A 26,327-nucleotide genomic window follows, 5' to 3' on the forward strand; every position below is an offset into this window, starting at 1 on the left:
TTTAAAAGCTTATTTTAGAAAAAACTAATCAATATTTTTGATGAAAGAAAAACTTAAGATCGTCGCGATGATTCCGGCAAGATATGAAGCTTCTCGATTTCCGGGGAAATTAATGCAGGATTTAAACGGAAAACCGGTAATTCAAAGAACTTACGAAGCTGCTAAAAACACCGGACTTTTTGACCAGGTGTATATCGTGACCGATAGTGATCAAATATTTTTTGCTGCTTCTAAATTTGGCGGTAAAGTTATAAGAAGTAAAAAAGAACATGACTGCGGAAGCGACCGTCTTGCAGAGGCCGTGCATGACATGGATGTAGATATTGTTGTGAATGTGCAAGGCGACGAGCCATTTATCGATAAAATAAGCTTAGAACGATTACTGAATGTTTTTCAGGATGATGATGCGGCAAGTATCGATCTTGCTTCGTTAAAAGTAGCAATACAGGATAGCGACGAAATTACCAATCCTAACAATGTAAAAGTAATTACAGATCATAATGATTATGCATTGTATTTTTCCAGATTTCCTGTTCCTTATCCCAGGAATACAGATATCAAGGTGATTTATTACAAACACATTGGTATTTATGCGTTTAGAAAACAAGCACTTTTAGATTTCTATAATTTACCGATGCTGCAATTAGAGAATGCTGAAAAAATTGAGTGTATTCGTTATTTAGAATATGGTAAGAATATAAAAATGGTAGAGACTGAAATGCAAACCATTGGGATAGACACTCCTGAAGATTTAGAGCGAGCAAAAAAATATCATCAATCTTTAGAAAATTAGATTTAAGCTGAAAAAAATAGAAGCTAAAATTCTATAAAAACGGCCAGTATTTTAGAATACTAGCCGTTTTTCTTTGGCAATACAGAACATATTACTAACTAACAATTAATTGTTGCTCACTGCTGCTTTGTAAGTAGAAAGGGCACGTTCTCTGGCTTCTTTATGATCTACCATTTTTTCAGGATAATCGTCGGTGCCAAATTCTTCAACCCATTCTTTTATATATTTTTTTTCTTTATCAAATTTATCGATTTGTGTCGTAGGATTAAAAATTCTAAAATAAGGAACCGCATCTACACCGCTTCCGGCAACCCATTGCCAGTTTCCTACGTTGGAGGACATTTCGTAATCCAGAAGTTTTTCAGCAAAATAAGCTTCTCCCCAACGCCAATCGATTAGCAAATGCTTACACAAAAAGCTTCCTACCAACATTCTAACCCTATTGTGCATAAAACCAGATTTATTTAATTGGCGCATACCAGCATCTACAAGTGGAAAACCAGTTTTTCCTGCTTTCCATTTTTCAAACTCATCTTTATTATTTCGCCAATTTATATTGTCGTATTTGCTTTTAAATGCATCGGTAACGGTAGAAGGATTGTGATAAAGAACCTGCATAAAAAATTCTCGCCATACCAGTTCCTGTAAGAAGGTCTTGTTATTTTCATTATTAGCTTTCTTAACCATTTTTCTAACACTCACTGTACCAAATCTTAGATGCGGCCCTAATCGGCTTGTGCCATCTTTCGCTGGGATATTTCTGGTGTCTTCATATTGCTGAATAAGGGTTGGAGTGGTATCGAAATTGGGCACTTTTAAAGATGATTTTTTAAATCCAATATCGCTTAAACTTAAGTTTGGAAGTCTGGTGTTTTGAACAAGATTATCTAGATACTGACTAGTATAGTGTATTTTGAGATCGATATCTTTAAAATGTTGCATCCAGGTTTTCATGTAGGGTGTATACACTACATAAGGAGCGCCATCACCTTTTACAACCTCGTCTTTTTCAAAAATAACCTGATCTTTAAAAGTCTCAAATTCAGCATCATTTTCTTTCAATAATTTCTGAATTTTATCATCACGATCTTTAGCGTAAGGCTCGTAATCACGATTAGTAAAGACTTTACCAACATTGTTATCTTTCAATAATTCTTTGAAGACTTCTTCAGGTTTACCATGATACATGGCAAGTGATGAATTATGATTCTCCTGAAGTTCACTTCTCATATCCTGAAGCGTTTCAAAAATAAAAGTCACTCGAGCATCATCTTCTGGTAAGCTATCTAAAATTTCAGAATCGAATATAAAAATTGGTAAAACTGGGAGGTTGTCTTTTAATGCTGCCAAAAAGCCTACATTATCGTCTAATCTAAGGTCTCTACGAAACCAAAATATATTTATTTTGTCTTTACTCATTACGAAATGTTTAGTGTTGAAAGTCCGCCGTCTACACCAAGAACCTGTCCTGTGATCCAACTACTTTCTTCACTTAATAAAAATGCCGAAATATTTGCAATATCGGCTGTAGTTCCTACGCGTTTAAGAGGATGTCGCTGATCCATCTTTTCTTTTTTCTTTTCGTTATTGAGAAGCTTTTCAGCAAGTAGAGTATCGGTTAAAGAAGGGGAAACTACGTTAACTCTTAAACTAGGGGCATACTCGGCTGCCAATGATTTAGCGAAACCTTCTATAGCACCTTTTGCTGCCGCCACGCTAGTATGAAATGGCATACCTACTTTTACCGCCACACTACTAAAAAATACCAGGCTAGCCTGATCTGCCGATTTTAATTTCGGCATTAAAGCATTTACAACTTTAATTAAACCAAAGAAATTGAGTTGCATTTCCTCTTCGAAATCTTTTGGTTTTAGCATCTTAAAAGGCTTTAGATTTATACTTCCCGGGCAATAAACAAGTCCGTCTAATTTTTCGGGAAGATCAAGAGAAGAAATATCATCTTTCAATACATCGAATTCAAAATGTGTAACTTCTAGATCTTCAAGATCAGCTTTATTTCGGGAAGCAACATAGATATGATGATCTTTGTAAAGTTTTTTAGCAATTTCGAATCCAATTCCGGTAGAACCTCCAATAAGTAGAATATTCTTTTCCATGTTAGTTTAATATATCTTGTTTAAGTGTAGCATCTTTATTTTGTTGTGGTGCCTTATATTCTCCAAAGAGCTCGACCAATTTCTTTTTACGATACGCAAATATTTCTTCAAGTTTAGGTTTCACCATAAAAGGATGAGCCAAGTTTCCCAATTTTCCCATAGGTAGTTTGTAATCTACAATGTCTTCCATCTCTACGCCACCTTCGATTTCTTTAATAAAATGTTTGTGATGCCATAAAGCATAAGGTCCAAATCGCTGTTCGTCTACAAAATATTCGCCGTCTTTTACATGAGTTATTTCGGTTACCCATTTCGTTTTAATACCGGCAATTGGTGTCACGATATATTGAATGATCTGACCTTCGAACATTGGGCGATCGCCACCCGAAGTGATATCAAATCCCATATAATCTGGAGTAATAGTTTTTAGATTTTTAGGATCAGACAGAAAATCCCAAGCCTGTTTTTTTGAAATAGGAAGTTTTTGGAATGTATGAATTTGGTACATTTCGTATCGTTTTAAGATTTGAATAAAATTACGATTCAAAATGTTTAATGAAAAATTATATTAGTTAAACAAATTATAAATGATAAGAGTTAATTATTATTTTTCGATCATAAATTGAAATCTAAATTAATTTAAATGCTAATGTTGCTATCTTTAACAAAACTTAATCTTACGCAACAATGAAAAAACTACTACAATTATTTATTTTAATTTTAGGTATATCTGTATCTGCACAAATACAGGCACCGCAACCAAGTCCGTCAGCAAAAGTAGAGCAGGTGGTAGGTTTAACAACCGTAACATTAGATTATTCCCGTCCTGCTATGCGAGGTAGAACAATCTTTGGGGACTTAGTACCATTCGGAGAAATCTGGAGAACAGGAGCTAACGAAAACACGGTTATCGGTTTTTCTGATGATGTAGAAATCCAGGGACAAACTTTAAAAGCTGGAAAATACGCTATTTATACGATTCCAAATAAAGATAGCTGGGATGTAATGTTCTATAAATCGACCAATAACTGGGGGAATCCTCAAAACTGGGATGATAATATGGTTGCTTTAAAAGCAAAAGCTGAGGTTGTTAAAATGCCAACGGAAATGCAAAGCTTTACTATTCTTATCGATGAGCTTACAAACGATGGCGCAAACCTAAATTTCTTATGGGAAAATACGGTGGCATATCTTCAATTTTCCGTACCTACAGATGCTAAAACGATGGCTAGTATCGATAGAGTAATGAGCGGTCCTGGAGCAGGCGATTTTTACGCTGCAGCTGCTTATTATCATGATGCCGATAAAGATTTGAACAAAGCCTGGGATTGGATTAATAAAGCTACTGAATCTAATCCAAATGCCTACTGGATGCTAAGAAAGAAATCTTTGATCGCTGCAGATCTTGGTAAAAAAGATGAAGCTATTGCAGCTGCAAAAAAATCTTTAGCTGCTGCTGAAAAAGCTGGAAATAAAGATTACGTAAAAATGAACAAAGATTCATTAGCAGAATGGGGAGCAAAATAATTAAGCTCTAAAACGCACAATATCAAAAAAAGCTGTTCGAGAGAACAGCTTTTTTCTTTTATTGGCACCGCCAAAGGGTATAATACTACGAGGCTTGCCTCGAAATTAAAATTTGTTTCCAACGAATGCCCCGAGGTAGTTTACTACAGTGTCGATATTATCAATATTCTAAACCAATTTTTTCCCGAACGCTATCCAGCATTTCGATGAGTTCTAAACTTTTGGCAAAAGTCATTTCTGTACTTTCTTTTCTGCCTTCCAATAACATTTGGCCTACATGTTCGGCTTCAAAATTGTATCCATTCGATTCTACGCCGAATTCTTTCGTGAAACTTTCATTTTCAGTAGTGGTCACGACCGAACTTGGCTGGTGAAATCTTGGTTTTATATAAATTTCAGCCTTTTCTAATTTTATGGTAGCTGAAACTTCAGTAGTCTTATCTACAGAACTATAAAGCTCGGCTTTTACATTTTCAGGATATATAAAAGTAGCGTGGCATCGCGCATCAACATCGGTTTTGGCCATTTTAGCCGTAGCTTCAATTTTTTCTGGTTTTCCTAAAAAGCTTAGCGCAGCGAAAATGGGATAAATTCCTATGTCCAGTAAACTACCGCCTCCTAAAGATTTGTTGTAGATCCTACTTTCAGCATTAAAAGGTGCATCGAATCCAAAATCGGCTTCCATCGAAAGTACTTTACCGTATTTCCCAGATTTGATAATTTCAGTAGTATATTTAAAATGAGGAAGAAAATGAGTCCACATAGCTTCCATTAAAAATGTATCCTGTTTTTGTGCAAAATCGATCATCTCTTTTACCTGATCTTTATTCATCGCAAAAGGTTTTTCACACAAAACAGCCTTCTTATGCTTCAGGCAAAGCAGCGTATGCTCGTGATGAAAAACATGAGGAGTCGCAATGTAAATTGCATCTACTTCAGGATCATTAAGCATTTCAGTATAACTTCCGTATGCTTTATCGGCGCCCATTTCTTCAGCAAAATCCCTGGCTTTTTCCAAAGAACGGCTGGCTGCTGCATACAAATTCGCATTCTCAACATGCTCTAATCCTAAAGCAAATTTTTTGGCGATCTTTCCCGGTCCTAAGATGGCCCAGTTTATCTTTTTACTCATTTTATGCGTTTTTAGGTTGAATTCTGGTCATTTGCAGTAGCAATGCAATGCTAATTACTAATAGACAGCCCAGAACGTTTAACCATAGATACGGTAGAATATCGAAAAAATAAACTGCGATTACAATTATTTGGGTGATTATTGCTGAAATAAAAACAGCATTGCTTTTAACGAATTTGATAAAAAAGGCGAGTAAAAATATACCCAGCACGTTTCCGTAGAAAATTGAACCAATAATATTTACAAGCTGAATTAAATTATCAAAAAGATCGGCCACGCTGGCAAAAATTATCGCCAAAGCGCCCCACATTAGGGTAAACCATTTTGATGCTTTTAAATAATGATTTTCATCTTTATCTTCTTTTATATTTCTGCGATAAATGTCCATTGTGGTGGTCGAAGCTAGCGCGTTAAGTTCTGATGCCGTTGAAGACATTGCAGCACATAAGATCACCGCCAGTAAAAGACCAATGGCACCTCGTGGTAGATTATTCAGTATAAAATGGATAAAAACATAATCTTTATCATTACTCTCGGCATTGGTTTTTGCCGCATCGATAAACATCTTTGCTTTTTCTCGATTTTCAAATTCCTTATTGGTTAATGCTGACAATTGATCTTTAAATTGCTGATTTTCGGTTTCAGAAATATTATCGAGTTTATCAGCATAATTTAAAGTCAGTTTTTGCTTTTGCTCCTGAAGTTCACGATGAGTTACCATAAGATCTTCGTACTGCTGGGCATAATCTGAATTCAATACCGCTTCAGTCGCTGCTGGATTGAAGTTTAGCGGAGTATCATTAAATTGATAGAAAACAAAAACCATCACTCCAACAAGTAAAATGAAGAACTGCAATGGCACTTTCAGGAATCCGTTAAAGATCATCCCAAGCTGACTTTCCCTTACGCTTCGTCCAGAAAGATAGCGTTGCACCTGGCTTTGATCTGTTCCAAAGTAAGAAAGCGATAAAAATGTACCACCAATAATTCCGCTCCAAAAAGTATAGCGATTATTAAAATCGAAGGAAAAATCCAGCACATTCATTTTGCCTTCGCTTCCGGCAATTTCTAAGGCTTTAGTAAAAGTTATATTTTCTGGCAGGTAATATAGGATGATAAAAAAAGTAGCGATCATTCCTGTTAAGATCACTGCCATTTGTTGTTTGTGCGTTACACTAACGGCTTTTGTTCCTCCAGAAACCGTATAAATGATTACCAGTACACCTATCAATAATGTAAGTGTGGTAAGATCCCAACCTAAAACGGCAGAAAGGATTATCGCTGGTGCAAAAATTGTAAGTCCTGCCGCCAATCCACGCTGAATTAAAAACAGCAAAGCGGTTAAAACTCGTGTTTTTTGGTCGAATCTGGATTCTAAATATTCGTAAGCGGTGTAAACCTTTAATCTATGATAAATAGGAATAAAAACAATACAGATAATAACGATAGCGATAGGCAGCCCAAAGTAAAACTGCACAAATCCCATCCCGTCATTAAAAGCCTGTCCCGGTGTAGATAAGAATGTGATAGCACTGGCTTGTGTTGCCATTACCGATAATCCAATTGTCCACCATTGGGCATCGTTACCACCTTTTATAAAATCCTGTACGTTTTTACTACCACGGGATTTGTAAACACCATACCAAACAATCGAACTTATGGTAACTATTAAAATTATCCAGTCAATTAATTGCATGTTAGGCGAAAGATTTCATTATAAAATAAAAGGCAATAATATAGATAGCGTTAGCAATAAGCACTGCGGTGTAACGCATTTTCCATTCGTATTTCTCTGGCTTTTCTTCCATTATTTTCCTAAAGAAAGCAAGTTAGCAAAAAGGCGATACGATCCTGCAACTCCTGCAGGAAATTGTCTAAAGAAACTTAATCCGGTATACACATAATGTCCTTTACCATATTTAGCCACCAGAAGACTACCTTCTGTAGATCCTTCATTTTTATCGTGCATCGATAGAACAGTGCTGTAATTTTCGTCCCAGGTGTGCGGAAAGTACAATCCGCGTTCTTGTACCCAGCCTTCAAAATCGGTTTTGGTGATTTTATTGGGCGAATTTAAAACAGGAGAATCTGGAGCTACAAAATTAACTTCAGCGTCTTCCTCAGTTACGCGATCGTAAGATAATTCGAACGGAAAAGGTCCAATTTGATTAACCGTAATTCCGCGATCTTTATTGTATTGAGCAACCAACGTTCCGCCATTTTCAACATATTTCAATAATTCGTCATTCTTATAGCGAAGTTCTTCTAAAACATTATAAGCTCTAACTCCGGTAACTACAGCGTCAAATTTTGCTAGAGATTCCGCGGTGATCGTTGCGGGGTTAAGCACACTTACCGTATATCCAATTTGGCGTAAAATTTCTGGAACTACATCACCCGCACCGGCAATGTATCCAATATTTTCTCCTTTTTTCTGAATATCGATCTTTGCTAATTTCAGTTTAGAAGGGACAACCAAAGTTTGTGTCGGGATATGAGGATAATCGATCGTGATAACCTCCTCTTTGTATGTTTCTCCTGAAGTTTCAAAAACTGGATTCACCCATATTTCACTTTGCGCTGAAGGTGGCGTAATTTTAAAAGTATAGGTAATACTGCTTCCTTTCTGCGGAAGATTTACTGCTTCAGATCTTGGTGATATTTGCCATCCTGAAGGTAAATTTAATTTTAGTGTTCCCTTGGTATTATCTTTTTCAGCAGTAACTTTTATTCTGATGTTTTTACTTTCCTGATTAGGGAAAAGAATCACATCGTCAAGAAATCCAACCGATACCGGCGGAATAATTTCAAAATTCTCGTAGTTCTCACCCGTTACATTATCATTGTATTTATAAACGATCTCTTTTTCAAACGGAATATAAGTGCCGTTAATACTGATCTTAAATGTTACGCTACTGGTATGCGGAGTTTCTGGTTTCCCAATAAGTTTCCTGTTATCTACACGATACATCCCTACCGTACCTTCTTTGTTTAACCAATATGGCGAAGTGTAAGAGGCATCACCAGGAACTTTATATTCAAAAGATTTTTGCCAGTCTTCATTATCGCGAAGAACAGTAGCGATTTCCTCAATACGATTTTGCGGATTTAAAGCGATAGATTTTAATTCAACTTGAGCATTACTACGATTTATAGCTTCAAGATTAAGACGAATATTATCACCCGGAGAAACAAATTCTGAATTTGATACCGCTTCAAGATAAAGCCCTGCACAAGCCTCGATAATCGATTTTATTTCCTCAGATTTAATGCTTTTCCAGTGCTCATCTTCTAATTTCTGAATTAAATTATAAGCTTCTAAAAGCTGTGGTAAACTTGCAGAAGGATTGGTGAAGTCAAAATTCTGCTGTACATCACCTAAAATTTCACCAATTTCAGCCCCACCTTCAACACGTGTCCAGCTGGTGTTTATTCCCGAAAAAACATCTTCTCTTGAAGCTGGTTGAGAACCTTTAATAAGCTCTAAATATTCCATTTCACTACCACGAGAACCGGTGCTTCCAAATCCTTGTGATTGATGCTGACTACGGCTTAACGAGGCAATTTCAGGATTAGAAAGTCCTTTTAAAGGGAAATATACTCCTGTGTCAAACGTCAGGTATTTTTCGTCTTTAGTCGCTTCTCTAAAAGCCTGCTGATTGCTAAAGAACCAAGAGGATGTATTAAAGAACATTCGCTCTGGTTGCCAGGTGCTGGTATATTCCAGTTGATCTGGATAAATAGATTTGTCTTTGGTGATATCGAAAGCTTCAACACTTAAAATAGCCGAAGATGTATGGTGACCGTGCGTGGTTCCCGGCGTGCGATGGTCAAAACGATTAATAATTACATCGGGTTTAAAATTTCTTATTACCCAAACCACATCGCTTAAAACTTCATCTTTATTCCATGTTTTTAAGGTTTCATCTGGATTTTTAGAATATCCAAAATCATTAGCTCTGCTAAAAAATTGTTGTCCGCCATCAATACGACGCGCTGCAAGAAGTTCCTGAGTTCTAATTAAACCTAATTGCTCTCTAATTTCTGGACCAATAAGATTTTGACCACCATCACCTCTTGTTAAAGAAAGATAAGCCGTTCTTGCATGTTTTTGGTTCGAAAAATAAGAGATTAGTCGAGTATTTTCATCGTCTGGATGTGCTGCCAGATATAAAACTGAACCTAAGAAATTCAGTTTTTCGATCTTTTCGTAAATTTCTGATGCACTTAGTTTTTGGGGTGCCTGTGCATTTATATTTAATGATAGTAATAAAAATAAAAAGGGTAGGATTTTGCGCATTTTTATGGCGTATTTTATACAAAACCAAATATAAAGGTTTTACCGTGCGAATGGTAGTGTTTTATACCGAATTCTATAAAATAGCAAGTTAAAACTTATAGCGCATTTTTGCCTTCGTCCAGAAAAACATCTTTTTGTACTAAAGAAACTGCTTTTTGTAAAATAAGATTATTAGGATAGGTGATAAGCTCACCATCGTCTGTTCTTAAATGAAGATGAAAAGCTTTAATATCTTCGATCAATGCTTCAATAGGCATGTCTTTATCATGAATTTTAATTTTATCACCAATCTTATACGGGAAATTAAAGAACATGATTATTCCTGAAGTAATATTGCTAAGGATCGACCAAATTGCAAATAGCGCAACGCCAATAACCGCAAATACCGAAGAGAAAATTAAGGCAAGATCGCCAAGATCCATTCCCCAAACAATGGCCAGTAAAAATATTGCGATAAACACAATTAAAATATTAATGTATCGAAACATTAATCGAATCCTGGTAATATGAATTTCGCCTTTATCACCAATACGTTTGGCTGTTTTTTTTAGAATGATATTAATAACCAGTAACACAATTAAGGTAAGAATTGTGTAGAATAATTGATAGGTGTAGGTTAGTTCCAGAATCTTCATTTTTTCAAGCCCAATTTTTCGCGCAAAGATAGATCATTCTTGCCATTTTTATTCCAATAATCGATCTTTAGACGCTTATTTTTTATAGCTTTTGTAGTCAGCATTTTTGCATTTTCTCCGCTGCCAGACGGAGTGATCTCTTCCCACTTTTCGATCTCGAATGGAAAATCTTTCTGATAAAATATTTTCAAAGTTCGGTTTAGATCAGGATAATTTAATGTGTATGTAGAAAGTGAATCTTCTGTAGCTTTTTTTGCTGAAACTTTATAAGCTTTTGCTTCCTGGTGATTTAGTTTTAAATATTCAAAAGAGGGGATCATATCTATTTCCCCGGTTGGTAATTCTGCCGGATCGATGCGTATTAAATTCCAAGTTTCGTTTTCTAAATGCGCTTTTGGAAGATTGAATTGTTTATCGGCTTCACCTTCAAAATATGAATGAGAATTCATTTCGAAATGAGTGCGATTGTTTAGCTGAATAAACTGTTGCCCGCACCATTCCTGGATCGAAGCCGAAACTTTTGTAGCGTGACCTTCTTTATGAAGCGGAAAAAAACTGCTCTCCATTATCGAATATGGATAAATACCGGTAATAAATTCTTTGGTGCTATTCAGTTTTAAAACCGGGAAAGTTCTTTCTGAAGTTTCATTGGCTTTTACCTGCTCTTCAGGAAGAAAATCTTCTTTTACAAAGATCTTTACGGCGGTTCCTTCACGCATTTCGCCATAACGCGCCTGTTCCAGGTCATAAGAGGTAATTTCAGCAGTACCATCAAACCAATATTCTTTAAATTCCGAAGATAATTTTCGGTCTTGAGCAGGATCCGGAATTTTATCACATCCAATAAAAATCAAGAAGAGTATAAAGGCGAATTTGGATATTTTAAGCATCATTTTTTCTATTAAAAATAAAAAACTTTAAGATTTACTTTCAGCTTTTTAAAAGCGAAACAAGTTTTATTAGCACCTTTAAAAGGTATAAAACACTGAAGCCTGCCTAGAAATTAAAAATTTGTTTCCAATGAATCCTTCTTGTGCTTGCCCCAAGGTAATTCACTCAAGATAAACTTCAGATTATTAAAATTTGATAATCGTGTAAAAGTTTTAAATAGAAGCTAGTTTAGTTAGAGTTTCGTAAACCAAATGCGTTGGTAGGCCAACAACATTAAAATAACTCCCTTCGATATGCGTAATGCCAATAAAACCAATCCATTCCTGGATGGCGTAAGCACCAGCTTTATCAAAAGGTTTGTAATTAGAAACATAAAAATCAATCTCTTCTTCGGTAAACTCTTTAAAAGTCACTTTGGTTGAAGAATGAACAATTTCCTGAACTTTTTCCTGGTTTTTTAAAGTCGTAAAACAAACCGAAGTTTCAACGCTATGTGTTTTTCCGGAAAGCGATGCGATCATTTTTTTTGCTTCTGCTACATCTTTAGGTTTTCCCATCGCAACACCATCGTTACTCACAATCGTGTCGCTGGTAATTAAGATTTGATCTTTTCTAAGATCATCAAAAGCTTCAGCCTTTAGTTTGGCCAGATAATCGGTGATTTCTGTACCTTTTAAATGTTCTGGGTAAACTTCATTTACCGGCCTAACATCAGCAATAAAGGGGATGTGTAAATCTTTAAAAAACTCTTGTCTTCGCGGAGAACCCGAAGCCAAAATGATCTGTTTATTTTTTAAAATTTCATTCAGCATAAAAAAATCAGGACATTAAATATTCTGGAAATCCTAAAGAAAGCAATCCAAAAAACAGCATGCATTTTAAAATAAGACTAAATTTTGAATAATCTTTTTTAGAATTTGCTTTTAAAATTCCGGCGACTAAAGCAAGTAGGGGAGCAATGATAAATACCAGTGCATAAACTACTGCTTTGGTATTACTGTAAAGGTCTTCGCCTAAAAAAATGATACTAAAAATTAATAAAATAAGGCAAAAGATAAAAACGAACATATTGGTTCTCTTTTGCCCAATAAGCAGTGGTAAGGTATTGCTTTGCGTTTTGTAATCACCATTGATATCTTCCTGATCTTTTACGATCTCTCGAACAAAATTCAGCAACATTGCGTAAAGTGCATAATACACTAAAATATTAAACAATAAACGCTGATTTTGGATGTTTTCGGAAGTGATTTCTGGATAAAGATCAAATATAACTGGTAGTAAAATCACCAGACCAACCAGGAAACTAATCACTAAATTCCCTACAATTGCAATATGTTTTAAATATGTGGCATAAAGGTAGAGGAGGGCAGAAGTGAAAATAAAAATCGCAGAAAATGCCGGCGATTCGATAATGTTGGCGATATAAAAACCAATCCCCACACCAATAATATTGAGTGCAAAAAACAGGTTATAAGCCGATTTTTCACTAATCTTTTCTCGTATCACCAGTCGCTTGGGAGCGTTAATACGATCTGCCTCGTAATCTAGAATATTATTGATCACATAACCAGATGCTGCGATACAAACTACAGCAATGATCAGCAAAATAAATTGGGTATTACTTAGCGCTGTACTGGCATCGAACTGGTTAAAAAAACCAAACCGAATAAGCAAAAGGCACAAAGCTATAAACAGCAAATTGCCATATCGTACCAGTTTTAAATATGGCATAAAATATCCTTAACGTTGTTTAGATTTATTGTTCTATCCATTTACCCTGTACTTTCATTACCTGTTCGATCACATCGCGAGCACAGCCATCGCCACCTTTTTTGTGAGAAATATATTTAGAAATTTCTTTAACCTCTGGCACGGCATCTTGCGGGCAGGTTGGTAAAGCAATCAATTTCATGGGATACATATCTGGAATGTCATCGCCCATATAAAGTACATTTTCTGCCTTAATATCGTAAATATCAAAAAACTCGTCTAGTTGCTCTACTTTATCATCGATACCAAGATAAATATCAGTAACTCCCAATTCTCTTAATCTAGTACGCACACCTTCATTTTTTCCTCCAGAAATGATACAAACGGTATAACCTGCTTTTACTGCCTGTTTTAACGCATAACCATCTTTAACGCTCATGGTTCGTATTAAATCGCCTTCTGTGGTTACTTGTACAGATCCATTGGTTAGCACGCCATCTACATCGAAAACAAAAGTGTTTATATCGTTTAGGTATTCTTTATAACTCTTTTCCATAGCTTTTTAGTATTGCTTCAGATATTGTTTTATATAATTTTTGTTGGTCTTCGTTTAAATAACTTAAATGCGCTACCATCGTTTCTTTATCGTTTCTTCGGGCAGGGCCAGTTTGTGCCTCTTTAGGAGAAACTTTTTCGATCTTCTGAAAAGTTTCTGCTATTAAAGGTTTTAAAATATCAAATGGGATTTGGTGCTTCTCACAAATTTCAGAAGCAGTTGAGAACATAAAATTACTGAAGTTATTCGCAAAAACCGCAGCTACATGCGATATTCTACGTTGTTCAGATGAAATTTTATAAACTGAAGCTGAAATTTGTAAAGCTAGCTGTTTGATCTTTTCTAAGTTTTCTTCGGAATTTGCCTCAATGCAAATCGGAATTTGTCGAAAATCGACTTCTTTTTCTTTTGAAAAGCTCTGTAAAGGATAAAAAACACCAAAGTTGTGATGTTCAGCTAAGACATTAATGTCAATTGCGCCTGAAGTATGCAAAACAATTCCGTTTTTCGGTTTTAATTTTGAAGAAACTTCAGCAATAGCATCGTCTTTTACCGATATTAGATAAAAATCGGCCTCTTTTATTTCAGCAATCAAAGTGGTGGTAGCAACTTTATCTGCAAAGTCGGTCAATTTTTCCTGGCGATGATTAAAAACCTGGACGATTTCTACGGCTGCACTGGCTTCTAAAACCCTAAATAGGTGATAAGCAAGGTTTCCGGCGCCAAGAAGTACGACTTTCATCATTTCGCTAAATTATTAAAAAAATAACTCAGGCAAAATTAACATTTGAAACCAGATATTGCTTGGATTTAAGACTTATTAACTAATACAAAATCCTTAAATTTGCAGCCATTTCAAAGATTATTTCTTCATGCAGAAAAAAATTGCTTCTGTCATATTTTCCACACGTATCATGGCAGTGTTGTTCGTCGTTTTTGCAATTGCAATGGCGTTAGGAACATTTATCGAAAACTGGTATAGCATAGAAACAGCTCGTTTAATGATTTATAACACCTGGTGGTTTGAAGCCATAATGGTGTTTTTTCTTATCAATTTTTTAGGAAATATTAAACGATACAATCTACACAAAAAAGAAAAGTGGTCATCACTATTATTACACCTTTCTTTTATCCTTATTTTAATTGGTGCTTTTGTAACACGATATATTAGTTACGAAGGTGTAATGCCAATTCAGGAAGGCGAAACCACGAATAAATTTCTTTCAGAAAAGACTTTTTTTACCTTTTTTCTTGATGGGGAAATAAATGGCGAACCAAGACGTAGAGTGCTGCAGGAACCGGTTTTATTTGGGCCAGAATATGACAACGAATATGTGCTGAATACAGATTTTAACGGTCAGCCGGTAACGTTTGAACTTACTAATTTTATCTACGGAGCTGAAGAAAAATTGATTGAAAATCCTAATGGCGATAATTATCTAAAAATAGTTGAAGCTGGGGGAGGTTCACGTCACGATCATTATTTAAAAGAAGGAGAAGTAAGTAGTATTCATAATGTTTTATTTTCTCTGAATAACAAGACTGAAGGTGCGATTAATATTCAGCTTACAGAAGATGGCGAGTATTTGATCGAGTCTCCTTTCGAAGCCGATTATATGCGAATGGCAGACCAAAAGCAGGGGAATCTGGTAGCAGATTCTATTCAGCCATTAATGCTAAGGTCACTTTACACGATGGGGAATATGCAGTTTGTAATTCCAGATCCTGTAGTAAAAGGAAGTTACGATGTAGTAGCTACCCCTCAGAAAGAAAAGAATCAGCCAGATGCGGTGAGTCTTAAAATAAGCAGTAATGGCGAAACAGAAAATGTGACCTTAATGGGAGCAAAAGGTCTTGCTACCGAACCAGAAAAAGTAAACGTGGGAGGATTAGATATTTATCTTAATTATGGTTCTAAAGAAATGGAACTTCCATTTTCCTTAAAACTGAACGATTTTATTGCTGAAAAATATCCCGGAACAGAGAATAGTTATTCTTCTTTTAAAAGTAAGATCGAAATTATCGAAGAAGGAAAAGAACCAAGACCTTACGAGATCTATATGAACCATGTATTGGATTTAGAAGGATATCGTTTTTTCCAGTCTAGTTTTATGCCAGATGAAAGCGGAACGGTACTTTCTGTAAATCACGATTTTTGGGGAACCTGGATCACTTACATTGGTTATTTCTTATTATATATTGGTTTGATGTGGATCATGTTCGCAAAAGGTTCGCGATTTGGAAATATAAAAGTAATGCTGGATAAAGTAAAAGCTAAGCAAAAAACTTTAGGGCTAATTTTAGCGATTTTCGGAACTACTTTTGGCGCTTTTGCTCAGGAAACTCAGGATGATCATTCCCATATCCAAACTACCCAGGAGCAACTGGATTCTGTGATCATGGCTAATGCAGTGAGTAAAGAACATGCAGCGAAATTTGGAAGATTAATCATTCAGGATGCTGGTGGGCGAATGAAACCTGCCAATACTTTTTCTTCGGAATTATTAAGAAAGCTAAGTAAGAAGGACGATTATAACGGACTGAATTCAGATCAGGTTTTCTTATCGATGACCGAGAGTCCGTTTTACTGGTACGACATTCCGCTTATTTATGTGAAAAAATATAACGATAGTATTCGTCATATAGCCGGTGTGCCAGAAGAGAAAAAATATTTGAGTCTGCTTGATTTTATGGACGATGAGGGAAGTTATAAACTTTCACCTTATTTACAGGAAGCCTATAGAGCACCGGTGCCAAACCAGTTCCAAAAAGATTTTATTGAAGCAGATAAGCGTGTAAATCTTTTATGGCAGGCTTTAGATGGGAATATTCTAAGAGTTTTTCCTGTACCGGGAGACGAGAATAACAAATGGGTTTCTCATAAAGAGGCTCAGGATTCTGGGATGCTAAAAGGAATGGATTCGGTTTATACAAAGCAAATCATTCCACTTTACATGAATGCTTTAAAATTGGCAAGACAAACAGGTGATTACGAGCAAGCCAATAAATATTTACAAAGCATAAAAGATTACCAGAAGAAGTTTGGAGAAGAGGTAATGCCTACAGATAAAAAAGTAGAGGCTGAAATTTTATATAATAGATACGATATTTTTAGAAACCTGTTTTGGATGTATATGCTAGCAGGTTTAATAATGTTGGTGTTCGTAGTGGCACAAATCTTAAAAGATCGTAAGGGCATTAGAATGGTAATTAATGTCTGTACAGTAGCCATTATTATCTTATTTATTTTACATACCGCAGGATTAGGTTTTAGGTGGTATATTTCTGGTCACGCACCCTGGAGTGATGCTTACGAATCTATGATCTACGTTGGTTGGGCGACCATGTTTTTTGGATTAGCTTTTGGTAGACAAAGTAAATTAACGATTGCTTCTACAGCATTCGTGGCTTCGATGATCTTAATGGTAGCGCATTGGAACTGGATGGATCCTGCAATTGCCAACCTTCAACCCGTTTTGGATTCTTATTGGTTAATGATCCACGTATCGGTTATTGTAGGAAGTTACGGGCCGTTTACTTTAGGAATGATCTTAGGAGTAGTTTCCCTGCTTTTAATGATCATGACTACAGAAAAGAACAAAAAGCGTATAGAACTAAGTATTCGAGAAATTACCATAGTGACAGAAATGGCATTAACAGTAGGATTGGTAATGCTTACTATTGGTAACTTTTTGGGTGGCCAGTGGGCTAACGAGAGTTGGGGACGTTATTGGGGCTGGGATCCAAAAGAAACCTGGGCCCTAATTAGTATTATGGTCTATGCTTTTGTAATTCACATGCGTTTGGTGCCAGGTTTAAGAGGTCGATGGACTTTCAACTTTATGGCTGTTGTTGCGTATGCTTCGATTATGATGACGTATTTTGGTGTGAACTTTTACCTCACAGGATTGCATTCTTATGCCAGTGGTGATAAAGTAATTACCCCAACATTTGTTTATTATGCAGTGCTTGTAGTTGCAATATTAGGTGCAGTTTCTTATTGGAGATATAGTGTTCATTATAAGAAGAAAGCTAAGAAAGAGATCAAAGAGAAAAAAGAAGAACGAATTTAATTGGCACCGCTAAAGGGTATTATACTCCGAGGCTTGCCTCGAAATTAAAAAATTGTTTCTAGTGAATGCCTCGTGGGCTTGCCCCGAGGTAGTTTACTTAATCATTATTACTTCGGAATTGAATATAAAAAAGGCTGTCTAATTTAGACAGCCTTTTGATTTTATATAAAATTGAAGCTAATATTTATAAAAACTATTTTAAGCTACCAACCATATCTTTTGGTTGAACCCACTCATCAAATTCTTCTTCAGTAAGATATCCAAGATTTACAGCTTCTTCTTTTAGCGTTGTACCGTTCTTGTGTGCAGTTCCGGCAATTTCAGCAGCTTTATAATATCCAATTTTGGTATTTAAAGCAGTGACCAACATTAAAGAGTTATTTAAATGCTCCTGAATTCTTGCGTGGTTTGGCTCGATTCCCTGAGCACAATTTACATCAAAAGAAACGCAGGCATCACCAATAAGTTCTGCACTTTGTAATAAGTTAGCAGCCATTACAGGTTTAAAGACGTTAAGTTCGAATTGTCCTTGCATTCCGCCGGCGCTAATAGCTACATCGTTACCAATTACCTGAGCGCAAACCATTGTTAAGGCTTCACATTGTGTTGGATTAACCTTTCCAGGCATAATAGAAGAACCAGGTTCGTTAGCAGGAATATTAATTTCTCCAATTCCGCATCGAGGTCCACTGGCGATCATTCTAATATCATTACCAATCTTATTTAAAGAAACGGCTATTTGTTTTAAAGCAGAATGAGTTTCTACTAATGCATCGTGAGCCGCAAGAGCTTCAAATTTATTAGCTGCAGAAGTAAAAGGTAGGCCGGTAAATTCAGCGATCTTTTCTGCAACTTTTACGGCATAACCTTCAGGAGTGTTAAGTCCGGTTCCAACAGCCGTTCCACCTAGAGCTAATTCTCCAAGGTGAGGTAATGTATTTTCTAAGGCTTTTATTCCGTAGTCTAACTGCGCAGCATATCCACTAAATTCCTGCCCTAAAGTAAGCGGAGTAGCATCCATAAAGTGGGTACGACCAATTTTTACTACTTCTTTAAATTCTTCAGATTTTTTCTTTAAAGTATCTCTAAGTTGTTTTACTCCCGGAAGAGTAACCTCGATCACTTTCTTATAAGCAGCGATATGCATTCCGGTAGGGAAGGTATCGTTAGATGATTGTGATTTATTTACATCGTCATTTGGCTGAAGAGTTTTATCACCTTCTCCAATAGTTTTACCTGCGATTTGGTGGGCACGGTTTGCGATTACCTCATTAACATTCATGTTAGATTGTGTACCACTACCAGTTTGCCAGATAACCAAAGGAAATTGATCGTCGTGCTTTCCTTCTAAGATTTCGTCACAAACTTTACCAATTAGATCTCTTTTCTCCTCAGCAAGAACACCTAATTCGCAGTTGGTATACGCAGCAGCTTTTTTAAGGTAAGCAAAGCCATAAACAATTTCTAGAGGCATGCTAGCCGCAGGACCAATTTTAAAATTATTACGAGAGCGCTCGGTTTGTGCACCCCATAATTTATCTGAAGGAACTTTAACTTCCCCCATGGTATCTTTTTCTATTCTAAAGTCCATAATTTAAATATTGATTGTTACACAAATTTAAGGTTTCACTCACTTTTACGGTATAAAAAAGCTTTAAAATTGGTTGAAAATGAATGATATTATTTATTGTTAATAGGATTGTTCAAAAATTCGTAATTTAATTGTGATAGCCATTTTATAAATTTTATCTTTGTAATCCAAATACTGAAAATTATGATGTTCGAATTCGATCAATTTCTGGGTTTTTTGGCGTTTTTAACGATCCTTACTATGGGATTTTGGTTAATGATCTTCCTTACAGCGGTGATCGTGCCGTATTGGTTAGGAGGTTCGATCATGGATCTTCTTAAAGAGAAGAAAGCTAAACGAAAAGCTGCCAAAGAACAAAAAGCATAAAAAAAGGGACTTTTAAAAGTCCCTTTTTTTATGTCCTGTTTTTTCTCGATATAAAGTCGATTTGCGATTGATCGAGATAGTTTCCTGAAAACCAAACACAGGAAAAATGAAGGAGATTAAAAATCTCCTTCCATATCATCATCATCCATATCTCTATTCTCTCTTCTTTGTTGATTCTTTTGTTGGTTGAATCTGTAGATCAAAGATACGTTGATTTGGCGTTGTCTCCACTGAAACTCGCTATACTGGGTAAACATATCTGTAGTTGTAGTTCCCTGTCTTTTTCTTGAATTTAAAAGGTCACTTACGTTTGCAGATATTGTAGCGTTGTCGTTAAAGATATCTTTACTAAGTGCAAGGTCGATAGATAGCATTCCATCTCTTTGTCCCTGGATCTCGTCTGATGGTCCCATGTAAAACGCATTTGTTTGCCATTCGATACCAAGTGGTAAACTTACTTTAGAGCTAAATCTACCAAACCAACTATTGTTTTCCTGGCTATAGCTTTGACCTTCGTATTCCCCATCAATATTAAACTGGAAGAAGTTAAAACTACCGTTTAAACGTAACCAGTCTGCGGGGTTATAAAGTAAACCAAATTCAGCTCCAATTCTATCATTTGTACCAAGGTTAATAGGTAATGTTCTAATTACTTCAACCTCTGTATTATTAGGTCCTGAAATCGTGATGTTATCCTGAACTCTTTGGAAAGCATCAGTCTCTCTTTGGAAATATACAGAAGAAGTAAGTGTTAGTTTTTCCCATCTTTTTAGGTATCCAAGATCGAATGCATTAGAAAATGCAGGTTGTAAATTAGGATTTCCCTGGAAGATGTTAGTTCTACTATTTCTTGAAGGGAAAGGGTTAATAAACCATCCACGTGGGCGATTGATCCTTCTGTTATATCCTAAAGTAATATTTTCCTGTTCTCCTAATTCGTATATAATATTTACGGTAGGGAAGAGACCTAGATAGTTATTATCAAAATCTGTATTGATCTGAAAACCGAATTCTTCACGTAATTCTGCTTCAGTTAATTCTGAATCGATGTTTCCCTTAAGATTGGTGTTCTCTAAACGTAAACCTAAAAGAAAGCTGAAATCACCGAATTTTGAACCATATTGAGTGTATAATGCCTGAACATTTTCAGTATAATCAAAAATATTGGTTTGATTTTCATTGATAGCAAGAACTCCATTGTCGTTCTCCTGGCGTAATTCGTAATCTGTTACCGTGTTTTCAAAGTTACCGCGGTATCCAGCTTCAAATTGAGAATTCTCTCCAAGTGGTAAAACATAATCTGCCTGAAGTAAATATTCTCTTTGTTCTTCTAAAGTATTGGTTTCTTCTCGAGGAACATTAATTTCATCTCTTTCGGTATTGTTGTAGTCTACCAGCTCGTTAATAAAAGCAGCCTGCTCTTCATTATCGATGTCATATTGGAAATCTGCAGTTAGCTGGTGACCTTCGTCGTTAAATTTATTGATATAATTTACAGCAAACTGGTAACTCTCATCTTCTTCGGTCTCTAACTCGGTTCTTGTAGTCCCTAATCGCTCTTCACCATTCAGAAAATAATCGTTGATGTTTGTAGTAAGATCTTCATCATCACCATTTCTATAGAAAATAGAACCTGTGATCGATGATTGATCGTTAATGTAATATTCTAAACCTAAATTAGTATTGAAACCTTTGTTTTCACGATCCATATCTCGATCTTCGATGTTACGGTCGTAATTTATATCTTCTAAAAGAGGAATTTCTCTTTCTTCAAAATACTCAGTTTCGTTATATCCATTTCCAGGGCTTTCTCTGTAACGGTATCCTGTGGTATTAAAAAGGTTGAACTTTTCTGTACGATAGTTGATGTTTGCAGAAGCTCCGGCATTTGCAGGATCACCACCAGTTAAGGTAAGTGAACCATTAAAACCTAATGTTTTGTCTTTTCTAAGAATGATGTTAAGGATACCGGCAGTACCTTCAGCATCATATCTTGCAGAAGGTGATGTAATTACTTCTACACGCTCGATCGCATCTGCAGGAAGCTGACTTAATACATCTGTAGAACCAAAACCAGCCATCGCTGAAGGTTTCCCATTAATTAAGATTCTAACATTTTCGTTACCTCTTAAACTAATTCCTCCTTCTACATCTACAGAAACAGATGGTACGTTATTTAAAGCGTCACTCACTGTCCCACCGGCAGTGGTAAGGTCTTTACCAATATTGTATATTTTTTTATCTAATCTTACATCAACCTGGGTGGTTTCTGCACGAACAACAACTTCATCAAGACTCGCTGAACTTACTCCTAAGGCAATGGTGCCAAGATTAAGGTCTGAGTTTACTGTTCTATTTTTAAAGATTTTACTTTCGTAGGAGATAAATTCTACTTCAATATTATAGGTCCCTTTTGCAACTTCGATGGCAAAGTTACCATCGATATCTGTAACTCCTCCGGTTACTTTGCTTGGATCATTGACGTCTGTTATACTTACCGTAGCATATTCTAGCGGAACTTCAAGATCATTATCAATTACTTTACCCGATATTGTATAATCTGCACTCTGCGCAAAAAGAGTGATGTTTAGGCTTAGGAAAAATAAAAGCGCTAAACTTTGTCTAAAATTAAATTTGGCGGTCATTAAAACTTTTTCTTGTATGACCGCCTATAATCAAAAAGGTTTAAAGCCTATTGGTTAAACTTGCGTTAAAGAAGCCCGTAAAACCTGTTAAATAGGTGCTTTAGTGGTTGAACCTCAAAGCCTAGGATTTTTTTCGAATTTCTTTATTTATGTTAAGATATTTTTCGAATTGTTCTTTAGATAAAAGCTTTCCTAAATTACGGTGCTCCGCTTTTTGAATACTTTTAAGCTTTCTTACCTGTGCAATAGGATTCATGCTACTATTAATGATCTCGTTTTTCTTGATCGTATATTCAATGATAAGATCTTCCATTTTACTGGTTTGCTCTTCATCTAAGAATAAACGGTCTTTCCATAATAAGGCAAGCTCTTCAGCGATGTCCTTTATTTCTTCCCGGCTTTTTTTGTTCATATAGATCTGTGAAGCTACAAATCCTGCAACAAGCATTCCTGCCAGGCTTATTAATGATATTCTTTGGTTAAGTGTAAGTTTCATGATTTAGGTTTTTAATTAGGAGTTGCTCAGTTAGACTATTTTCTTAATATCTTCTGGAGGTCTTCCTACAACAGCTTCGGTTTCATTTTCTACGATTGGCCGTTCTATTAATTTAGGGTTTTCCACCATAATTCGTACCAATTCGTTTTCACTAAGATCTTTATCTTTAAAGTTCTCTTTCCAAATCTTCTCGTTTTTTCTAACTAACTGAATCGCTGTCATATTCAGTTTGATTAGTAAGGCTTTTAATTCGTCCTCAGATAGAGGCTCTTTTAAATATTCTCTTACCTGAAATTCTTTGCCCGAATTTTCTACAATTTCTAACCCCTCTCTGGATTTTTTACATCGGGTATTATGATAAATTGTAACCATATTTATTTCTTTTATTTAAAATAAACAATTTTAATTTTAGACTGTATTATGATGAAAAACTAACGTATTTGCTATATAAAATACTATTATTTTTTAACAAAATCAATCTTCATCTTTTTGTCCCATCATCATTAGATAAGCTTTTAAGAACTGGTCTATATTTCCATCCATCACACTATCCACATTTCCAGTTTCTTCAGCTGTTCTAACGTCTTTTATCAATTTATAAGGATGCATTACATAATTTCGAATTTGCGATCCCCATTCGATCTTCTTTTTACTGGCTTCAATATCTTCTCTTTGCTCACGTTGCTTTTCAAGCTCTATTTCGTAAAGCTGTGATCTAAGCATTTGCATGGCGCGATCACGGTTGTCGTGTTGTGATCTTGTTTCTGAACAGGAAATTTGAATTCCGGTAGGGTGGTGAACCAATTGAACTTTTGTCTCAACCTTATTTACATTTTGGCCACCGGCACCACTGGATCTTGCTGTTGTGATCTCGATATCTGCCGGATTAATTTCAATTTCTATCCTATCGTCTACCAAAGGATATACATAAACCGAAGCAAATGACGTATGCCTTTTCGCATTACTATCAAATGGCGAAATACGAACTAATCGATGTACACCATTTTCACCTTTTAGCCAGCCAAAAGCATAATCTCCTTCAATTTCCAGCGTTACGGTCTTTATTCCTGCCACATCACCTTCCTGGTAGTTAAGCTCTTTTATTTTAAAGCCCTGCTTTTCTGCCCACATTAGGTACATACGCATTAGCATTTGTGCCCAGTCACAACTTTCAGTTCCGCCTGCTCCTGCGGTTATTTGCAATACTGCACTTAGATCGTCACCTTCTTCAGAAAGCATGTTTTTAAACTCCAGTTCTTCAATGATATTCAGTATTTTCTCGTATTGTTTTACAACATCTTCTTCTTCAGCTTCATCTTCATTATAAAACTCTAGCAAAACCTGTAATTCTTCTAATCCACTTTTAGCCGATCTGTAATCATTTACCCATTTTTTCTTCCCTTTTAGGGTTTTCATGAATTCTTCAGCTTCAGACGGATTGTCCCAAAAACTGGGATCGAAAGTTTTTTCTTCTTCATTCTGAATTTCAATGAGCTTTTGTTCAATATTTAAATGAACTTTTAATTTATCTATTCGTGTTGCTATATCTTTTACCTGATCGGTAGTTATCATATATCTGAATTTAGTGCAGTATAATTCTTTTTGCGTAATTTAAATTTGAAGAATTTGTTAATTCTATTGCTGGGCATTTTGTTGTGCGTGCACTTCTACACTATACTTCGTGTGATTTTTTCCTGAAGTATAAACAATTCCTTTAATGGGGGGACAATCTGAATAATCCTTACCATCTGCCACTTTAATATGATTCTCTGCAGCAATGAGGTTATTAGTTGGATCGAAGCCAACCCATCCACAACCTGGTATAAACGCTTCTGCCCAGGCATGCATTTGGGAATCGCCAAAATAGCCATTTCCCTGATGTAAATATCCTGAAATATATCGTGTAGGAATACGATATGAACGTGCGATTGCGCAAAATAAATGCGTGAAATCCTGGCAAACTCCCTGTTTTTCTTCTAAGATCATATCAAGGTCGGTATCGACATCGGTCACATCGGTCTTAAAACTAAAAATATCAAAGATCCATTTGTTTAGATTTTTCAGGTTTTCAAAAATGGATACCTCTTCATCGTAAACAAAGTCTATTTCGTGGGATACAGGAAGTTTAGTAAGTGTAGTAGGCTTTAGAAATGCTGAATGTTCTACCTTAAAATTTAAGGAATTAAGTTCTGAAATTTCTTCCTCGATACTATGATCACTCGTTTTTTCGAATGGATTGAATTGATCTTTTATTACATGAAATTCAGCCTCAAAATCGATAGATTTAAAGCGCTTTTTTGGATGAACTCTAAAGGTTTCAAATCCATATCCATTAATAGATTTTTCTACCGGAATATGCAGGGAATTCTTAAACTCTGAACTAATGACCTGCTGAGATTTAGCATTTAAAGGGGCAATTAAAAATTGCCATAAGGCCTCGTCTACAAAATTCTCGTAGGTATTGGTTGCTGCATATTTTATGACGTAGTTTAGTACCATGTTATAAAAATGAATGCGAATTTAAAGATTCTGGGCCTTATTCATTCATAAAAAATACTCAATTTCTATTTTTTTTGCAATGTCATTTAAGGTATTGAGTATTTTTTCGATGAAGCTTTGCAGATCCTCTTCTATTTCTTCGATTAATTTAAACTGATATTCAGCTCGTACTTTTCCCACAAGAAATTCAGCCGAGTTTTTATCTGGAGTTTTAGATTTTGACAGATCGCTTATATGCCTGCTTACCTGATTTAAGCTATTCATAATCGATCTTGGACAATTTGGATTCAGAATTAAAAATTCGAGAGTAGTTAAACTACGGGGTGCTTTTTTATAATATCGCCTCATCATATCGTATGATTCGGCACATTTTAGCAAAGTTGTCCATTCGTAGCTATTCTTTAAGTGATCACCATAACTGCCACCGGCTAGATTCGCATCGTTATATTTTGCATTAATGATCCTAATGATCTGTGTTGCACGTTCTATATTTATGCCCAGCATAATAATGCTGTATACATCGTCGTGTAAAAGCGTTCCTCTAATTTTCCCTCTTAAGATCGAAGTAGATTCGGCTACATGAACAGTAAATTCATACAGGCCACTTTTCATAAATTTTTCAGGGGAATAATTTAACGTGTAATGGTAAAACTTGTTTAGAGATTCATATAATTCCGTAGAAATTAGATCCCTGGCACTATTGGCATTTTCCCTGGCATATTGTAGGTAATTAATTATAGAATCTGGCTTTTCTTTATTAAGGGCAATATCAAACAAAACCTGACCTTCATCAAGTTCGATATTAGGATCGGTTACAGGATCGCTTGCCATAAAAAGCATAGATCTAAGTACAAATTGTCGAGATTGTGAAAGCTCGTTTGGAGCATCCAGAGACGAAAAGTAGTTTACATTTAAATATCGTGCTACATGTTCAGATCTTTCTATATAGCGCCCCATCCAGAAGAGGTTATTGGCAACTCTTGCTAACATAAATTT

At 35.7% G+C, this 26,327-nt stretch carries 23 protein-coding genes; 4 read left to right on the plus strand and 19 right to left on the minus strand.

Translation table 11 applies throughout. The annotated features are described in order from the left end of the window. The first annotated feature begins 40 nt into the window (after window positions 1-40). A complete protein-coding gene (gene kdsB, locus INR75_RS12115) occupies window positions 41-793 on the plus strand; it encodes a 3-deoxy-manno-octulosonate cytidylyltransferase (RefSeq protein ID WP_223089018.1) in 753 nt (250 codons plus the stop codon). A 105-nt stretch (window positions 794-898) separates the two neighbouring features. On the opposite strand, the gene INR75_RS12120 is transcribed toward kdsB, so the two are convergent. The 3 genes from INR75_RS12120 to INR75_RS12130 are packed head-to-tail and all read right to left on the minus strand — an operon-like array spanning window position 899 to window position 3,418. Continuing rightward, a complete protein-coding gene (locus INR75_RS12120; RefSeq protein WP_223089019.1) occupies window positions 899-2,212 on the minus strand; it encodes a deoxyribodipyrimidine photo-lyase in 1,314 nt (437 codons plus the stop codon). After that, window positions 2,212-2,910, minus strand: a complete 699-nt coding sequence (locus INR75_RS12125; RefSeq protein ID WP_223089020.1) for an SDR family NAD(P)-dependent oxidoreductase — start codon at window positions 2,908-2,910, stop codon at window positions 2,212-2,214. The genes INR75_RS12120 and INR75_RS12125 overlap by 1 nt, the downstream gene beginning before the upstream one ends. A 1-nt stretch (window position 2,911) precedes the next feature. After that, window positions 2,912-3,418 (minus strand): SRPBCC family protein, encoded by a 507-nt coding sequence (locus INR75_RS12130; RefSeq protein ID WP_223089021.1) that lies wholly within the window; start codon window positions 3,416-3,418, stop codon window positions 2,912-2,914. Window positions 3,419-3,597: 179 nt separating this feature from the next. Here INR75_RS12130 and INR75_RS12135 point away from each other — a divergent pair, with 179 nt between their 5' ends. After that, a complete protein-coding gene (locus tag INR75_RS12135; RefSeq protein WP_223089022.1) occupies window positions 3,598-4,437 on the plus strand; it encodes a DUF2911 domain-containing protein in 840 nt (279 codons plus the stop codon). Window positions 4,438-4,597: 160 nt separating this feature from the next. Here the strand turns inward: INR75_RS12135 and INR75_RS12140 are convergent, their stop codons facing one another. The 9 genes from INR75_RS12140 to INR75_RS12180 all read right to left on the minus strand — a co-directional run bounded on the left by INR75_RS12140 (window position 4,598) and on the right by INR75_RS12180 (window position 14,406). Continuing rightward, window positions 4,598-5,569 (minus strand): Gfo/Idh/MocA family protein, encoded by a 972-nt coding sequence (locus INR75_RS12140; protein ID WP_223089023.1) that lies wholly within the window; start codon window positions 5,567-5,569, stop codon window positions 4,598-4,600. Between the two features lies 1 nt (window position 5,570). Further along, window positions 5,571-7,265: a sodium:solute symporter gene (locus INR75_RS12145; RefSeq protein ID WP_223089024.1), complete on the minus strand. Its 1,695-nt coding sequence runs from the start codon at window positions 7,263-7,265 to the stop codon at window positions 5,571-5,573. Between the two features lie 111 nt (window positions 7,266-7,376). Further along, window positions 7,377-9,869: a PIG-L family deacetylase gene (locus INR75_RS12150; RefSeq protein ID WP_223089025.1), complete on the minus strand. Its 2,493-nt coding sequence runs from the start codon at window positions 9,867-9,869 to the stop codon at window positions 7,377-7,379. Between the two features lie 95 nt (window positions 9,870-9,964). Next, complete coding sequence (locus tag INR75_RS12155) at window positions 9,965-10,504, minus strand: mechanosensitive ion channel domain-containing protein (RefSeq protein WP_223089026.1); 540 nt, start codon at window positions 10,502-10,504, stop codon at window positions 9,965-9,967. Then, window positions 10,501-11,397 (minus strand): septum formation inhibitor Maf, encoded by an 897-nt coding sequence (locus INR75_RS12160; protein WP_370629857.1) that lies wholly within the window; start codon window positions 11,395-11,397, stop codon window positions 10,501-10,503. Before INR75_RS12160 ends, INR75_RS12155 begins: the two co-directional genes overlap by 4 nt. Before the next feature lie 210 nt (window positions 11,398-11,607). After that, on the minus strand, window positions 11,608-12,207 hold the full coding sequence (locus INR75_RS12165; RefSeq protein WP_223089027.1) for a Maf-like protein: 600 nt from the start codon (window positions 12,205-12,207) through the stop codon (window positions 11,608-11,610). Window positions 12,208-12,214: 7 nt separating this feature from the next. After that, entirely contained in the window at window positions 12,215-13,126 is a 912-nt protein-coding gene (locus INR75_RS12170; protein ID WP_223089028.1) for a geranylgeranylglycerol-phosphate geranylgeranyltransferase, read from the minus strand. 25 nt (window positions 13,127-13,151) lie between these two features. Next, window positions 13,152-13,661 carry an HAD family hydrolase gene (locus INR75_RS12175; RefSeq protein WP_223089029.1) on the minus strand — a complete coding sequence of 170 codons (510 nt, stop codon included), beginning with the start codon at window positions 13,659-13,661 and terminating at the stop codon, window positions 13,152-13,154. Next, window positions 13,645-14,406, minus strand: a complete 762-nt coding sequence (locus INR75_RS12180) for a Rossmann-like and DUF2520 domain-containing protein (RefSeq protein ID WP_223089030.1) — start codon at window positions 14,404-14,406, stop codon at window positions 13,645-13,647. Before INR75_RS12180 ends, INR75_RS12175 begins: the two co-directional genes overlap by 17 nt. Window positions 14,407-14,533: 127 nt before the next feature. On the opposite strand from INR75_RS12180, the gene ccsA reads away from it, so the two are divergent. Next, window positions 14,534-17,734, plus strand: a complete 3,201-nt coding sequence (gene ccsA / locus INR75_RS12185) for a cytochrome c biogenesis protein CcsA (RefSeq protein ID WP_223089031.1) — start codon at window positions 14,534-14,536, stop codon at window positions 17,732-17,734. A 193-nt stretch (window positions 17,735-17,927) separates the two neighbouring features. Here ccsA and fumC read toward each other — a convergent pair whose 3' ends face one another. Continuing rightward, window positions 17,928-19,325, minus strand: a complete 1,398-nt coding sequence (gene fumC / locus INR75_RS12190; RefSeq protein WP_223089032.1) for a class II fumarate hydratase — start codon at window positions 19,323-19,325, stop codon at window positions 17,928-17,930. A gap of 186 nt (window positions 19,326-19,511) precedes the next feature. Here fumC and INR75_RS12195 point away from each other — a divergent pair, with 186 nt between their 5' ends. Beyond that, a complete protein-coding gene (locus tag INR75_RS12195) occupies window positions 19,512-19,691 on the plus strand; it encodes a hypothetical protein (protein ID WP_041579968.1) in 180 nt (59 codons plus the stop codon). A gap of 116 nt (window positions 19,692-19,807) precedes the next feature. Here the strand turns inward: INR75_RS12195 and INR75_RS12200 are convergent, their stop codons facing one another. The 6 genes from INR75_RS12200 to INR75_RS12225 all read right to left on the minus strand — a co-directional run bounded on the left by INR75_RS12200 (window position 19,808) and on the right by INR75_RS12225 (window position 26,321). Continuing rightward, complete coding sequence (locus tag INR75_RS12200) at window positions 19,808-22,336, minus strand: outer membrane beta-barrel family protein (protein ID WP_223089033.1); 2,529 nt, start codon at window positions 22,334-22,336, stop codon at window positions 19,808-19,810. A 121-nt stretch (window positions 22,337-22,457) separates the two neighbouring features. Next, window positions 22,458-22,832 carry a hypothetical protein gene (locus INR75_RS12205; protein WP_223089034.1) on the minus strand — a complete coding sequence of 125 codons (375 nt, stop codon included), beginning with the start codon at window positions 22,830-22,832 and terminating at the stop codon, window positions 22,458-22,460. Window positions 22,833-22,862: 30 nt separating this feature from the next. Then, window positions 22,863-23,204: an arsenate reductase (glutaredoxin) gene (arsC, locus tag INR75_RS12210; protein ID WP_092544456.1), complete on the minus strand. Its 342-nt coding sequence runs from the start codon at window positions 23,202-23,204 to the stop codon at window positions 22,863-22,865. 102 nt (window positions 23,205-23,306) lie between these two features. After that, window positions 23,307-24,404 carry a peptide chain release factor 2 gene (gene prfB, locus INR75_RS12215; RefSeq protein ID WP_223089035.1) on the minus strand — a complete coding sequence of 366 codons (1,098 nt, stop codon included), beginning with the start codon at window positions 24,402-24,404 and terminating at the stop codon, window positions 23,307-23,309. A 63-nt stretch (window positions 24,405-24,467) separates the two neighbouring features. Then, a complete protein-coding gene (locus tag INR75_RS12220) occupies window positions 24,468-25,331 on the minus strand; it encodes a transglutaminase family protein (RefSeq protein ID WP_223089036.1) in 864 nt (287 codons plus the stop codon). Between the two features lie 45 nt (window positions 25,332-25,376). Beyond that, window positions 25,377-26,321: an alpha-E domain-containing protein gene (locus INR75_RS12225; protein ID WP_223089037.1), complete on the minus strand. Its 945-nt coding sequence runs from the start codon at window positions 26,319-26,321 to the stop codon at window positions 25,377-25,379. Window positions 26,322-26,327: the final 6 nt, after the last annotated feature.

Source organism: Zunongwangia sp. SCSIO 43204, from assembly GCF_019904275.1.
Classification (GTDB): domain Bacteria; phylum Bacteroidota; class Bacteroidia; order Flavobacteriales; family Flavobacteriaceae; genus Zunongwangia; species Zunongwangia mangrovi.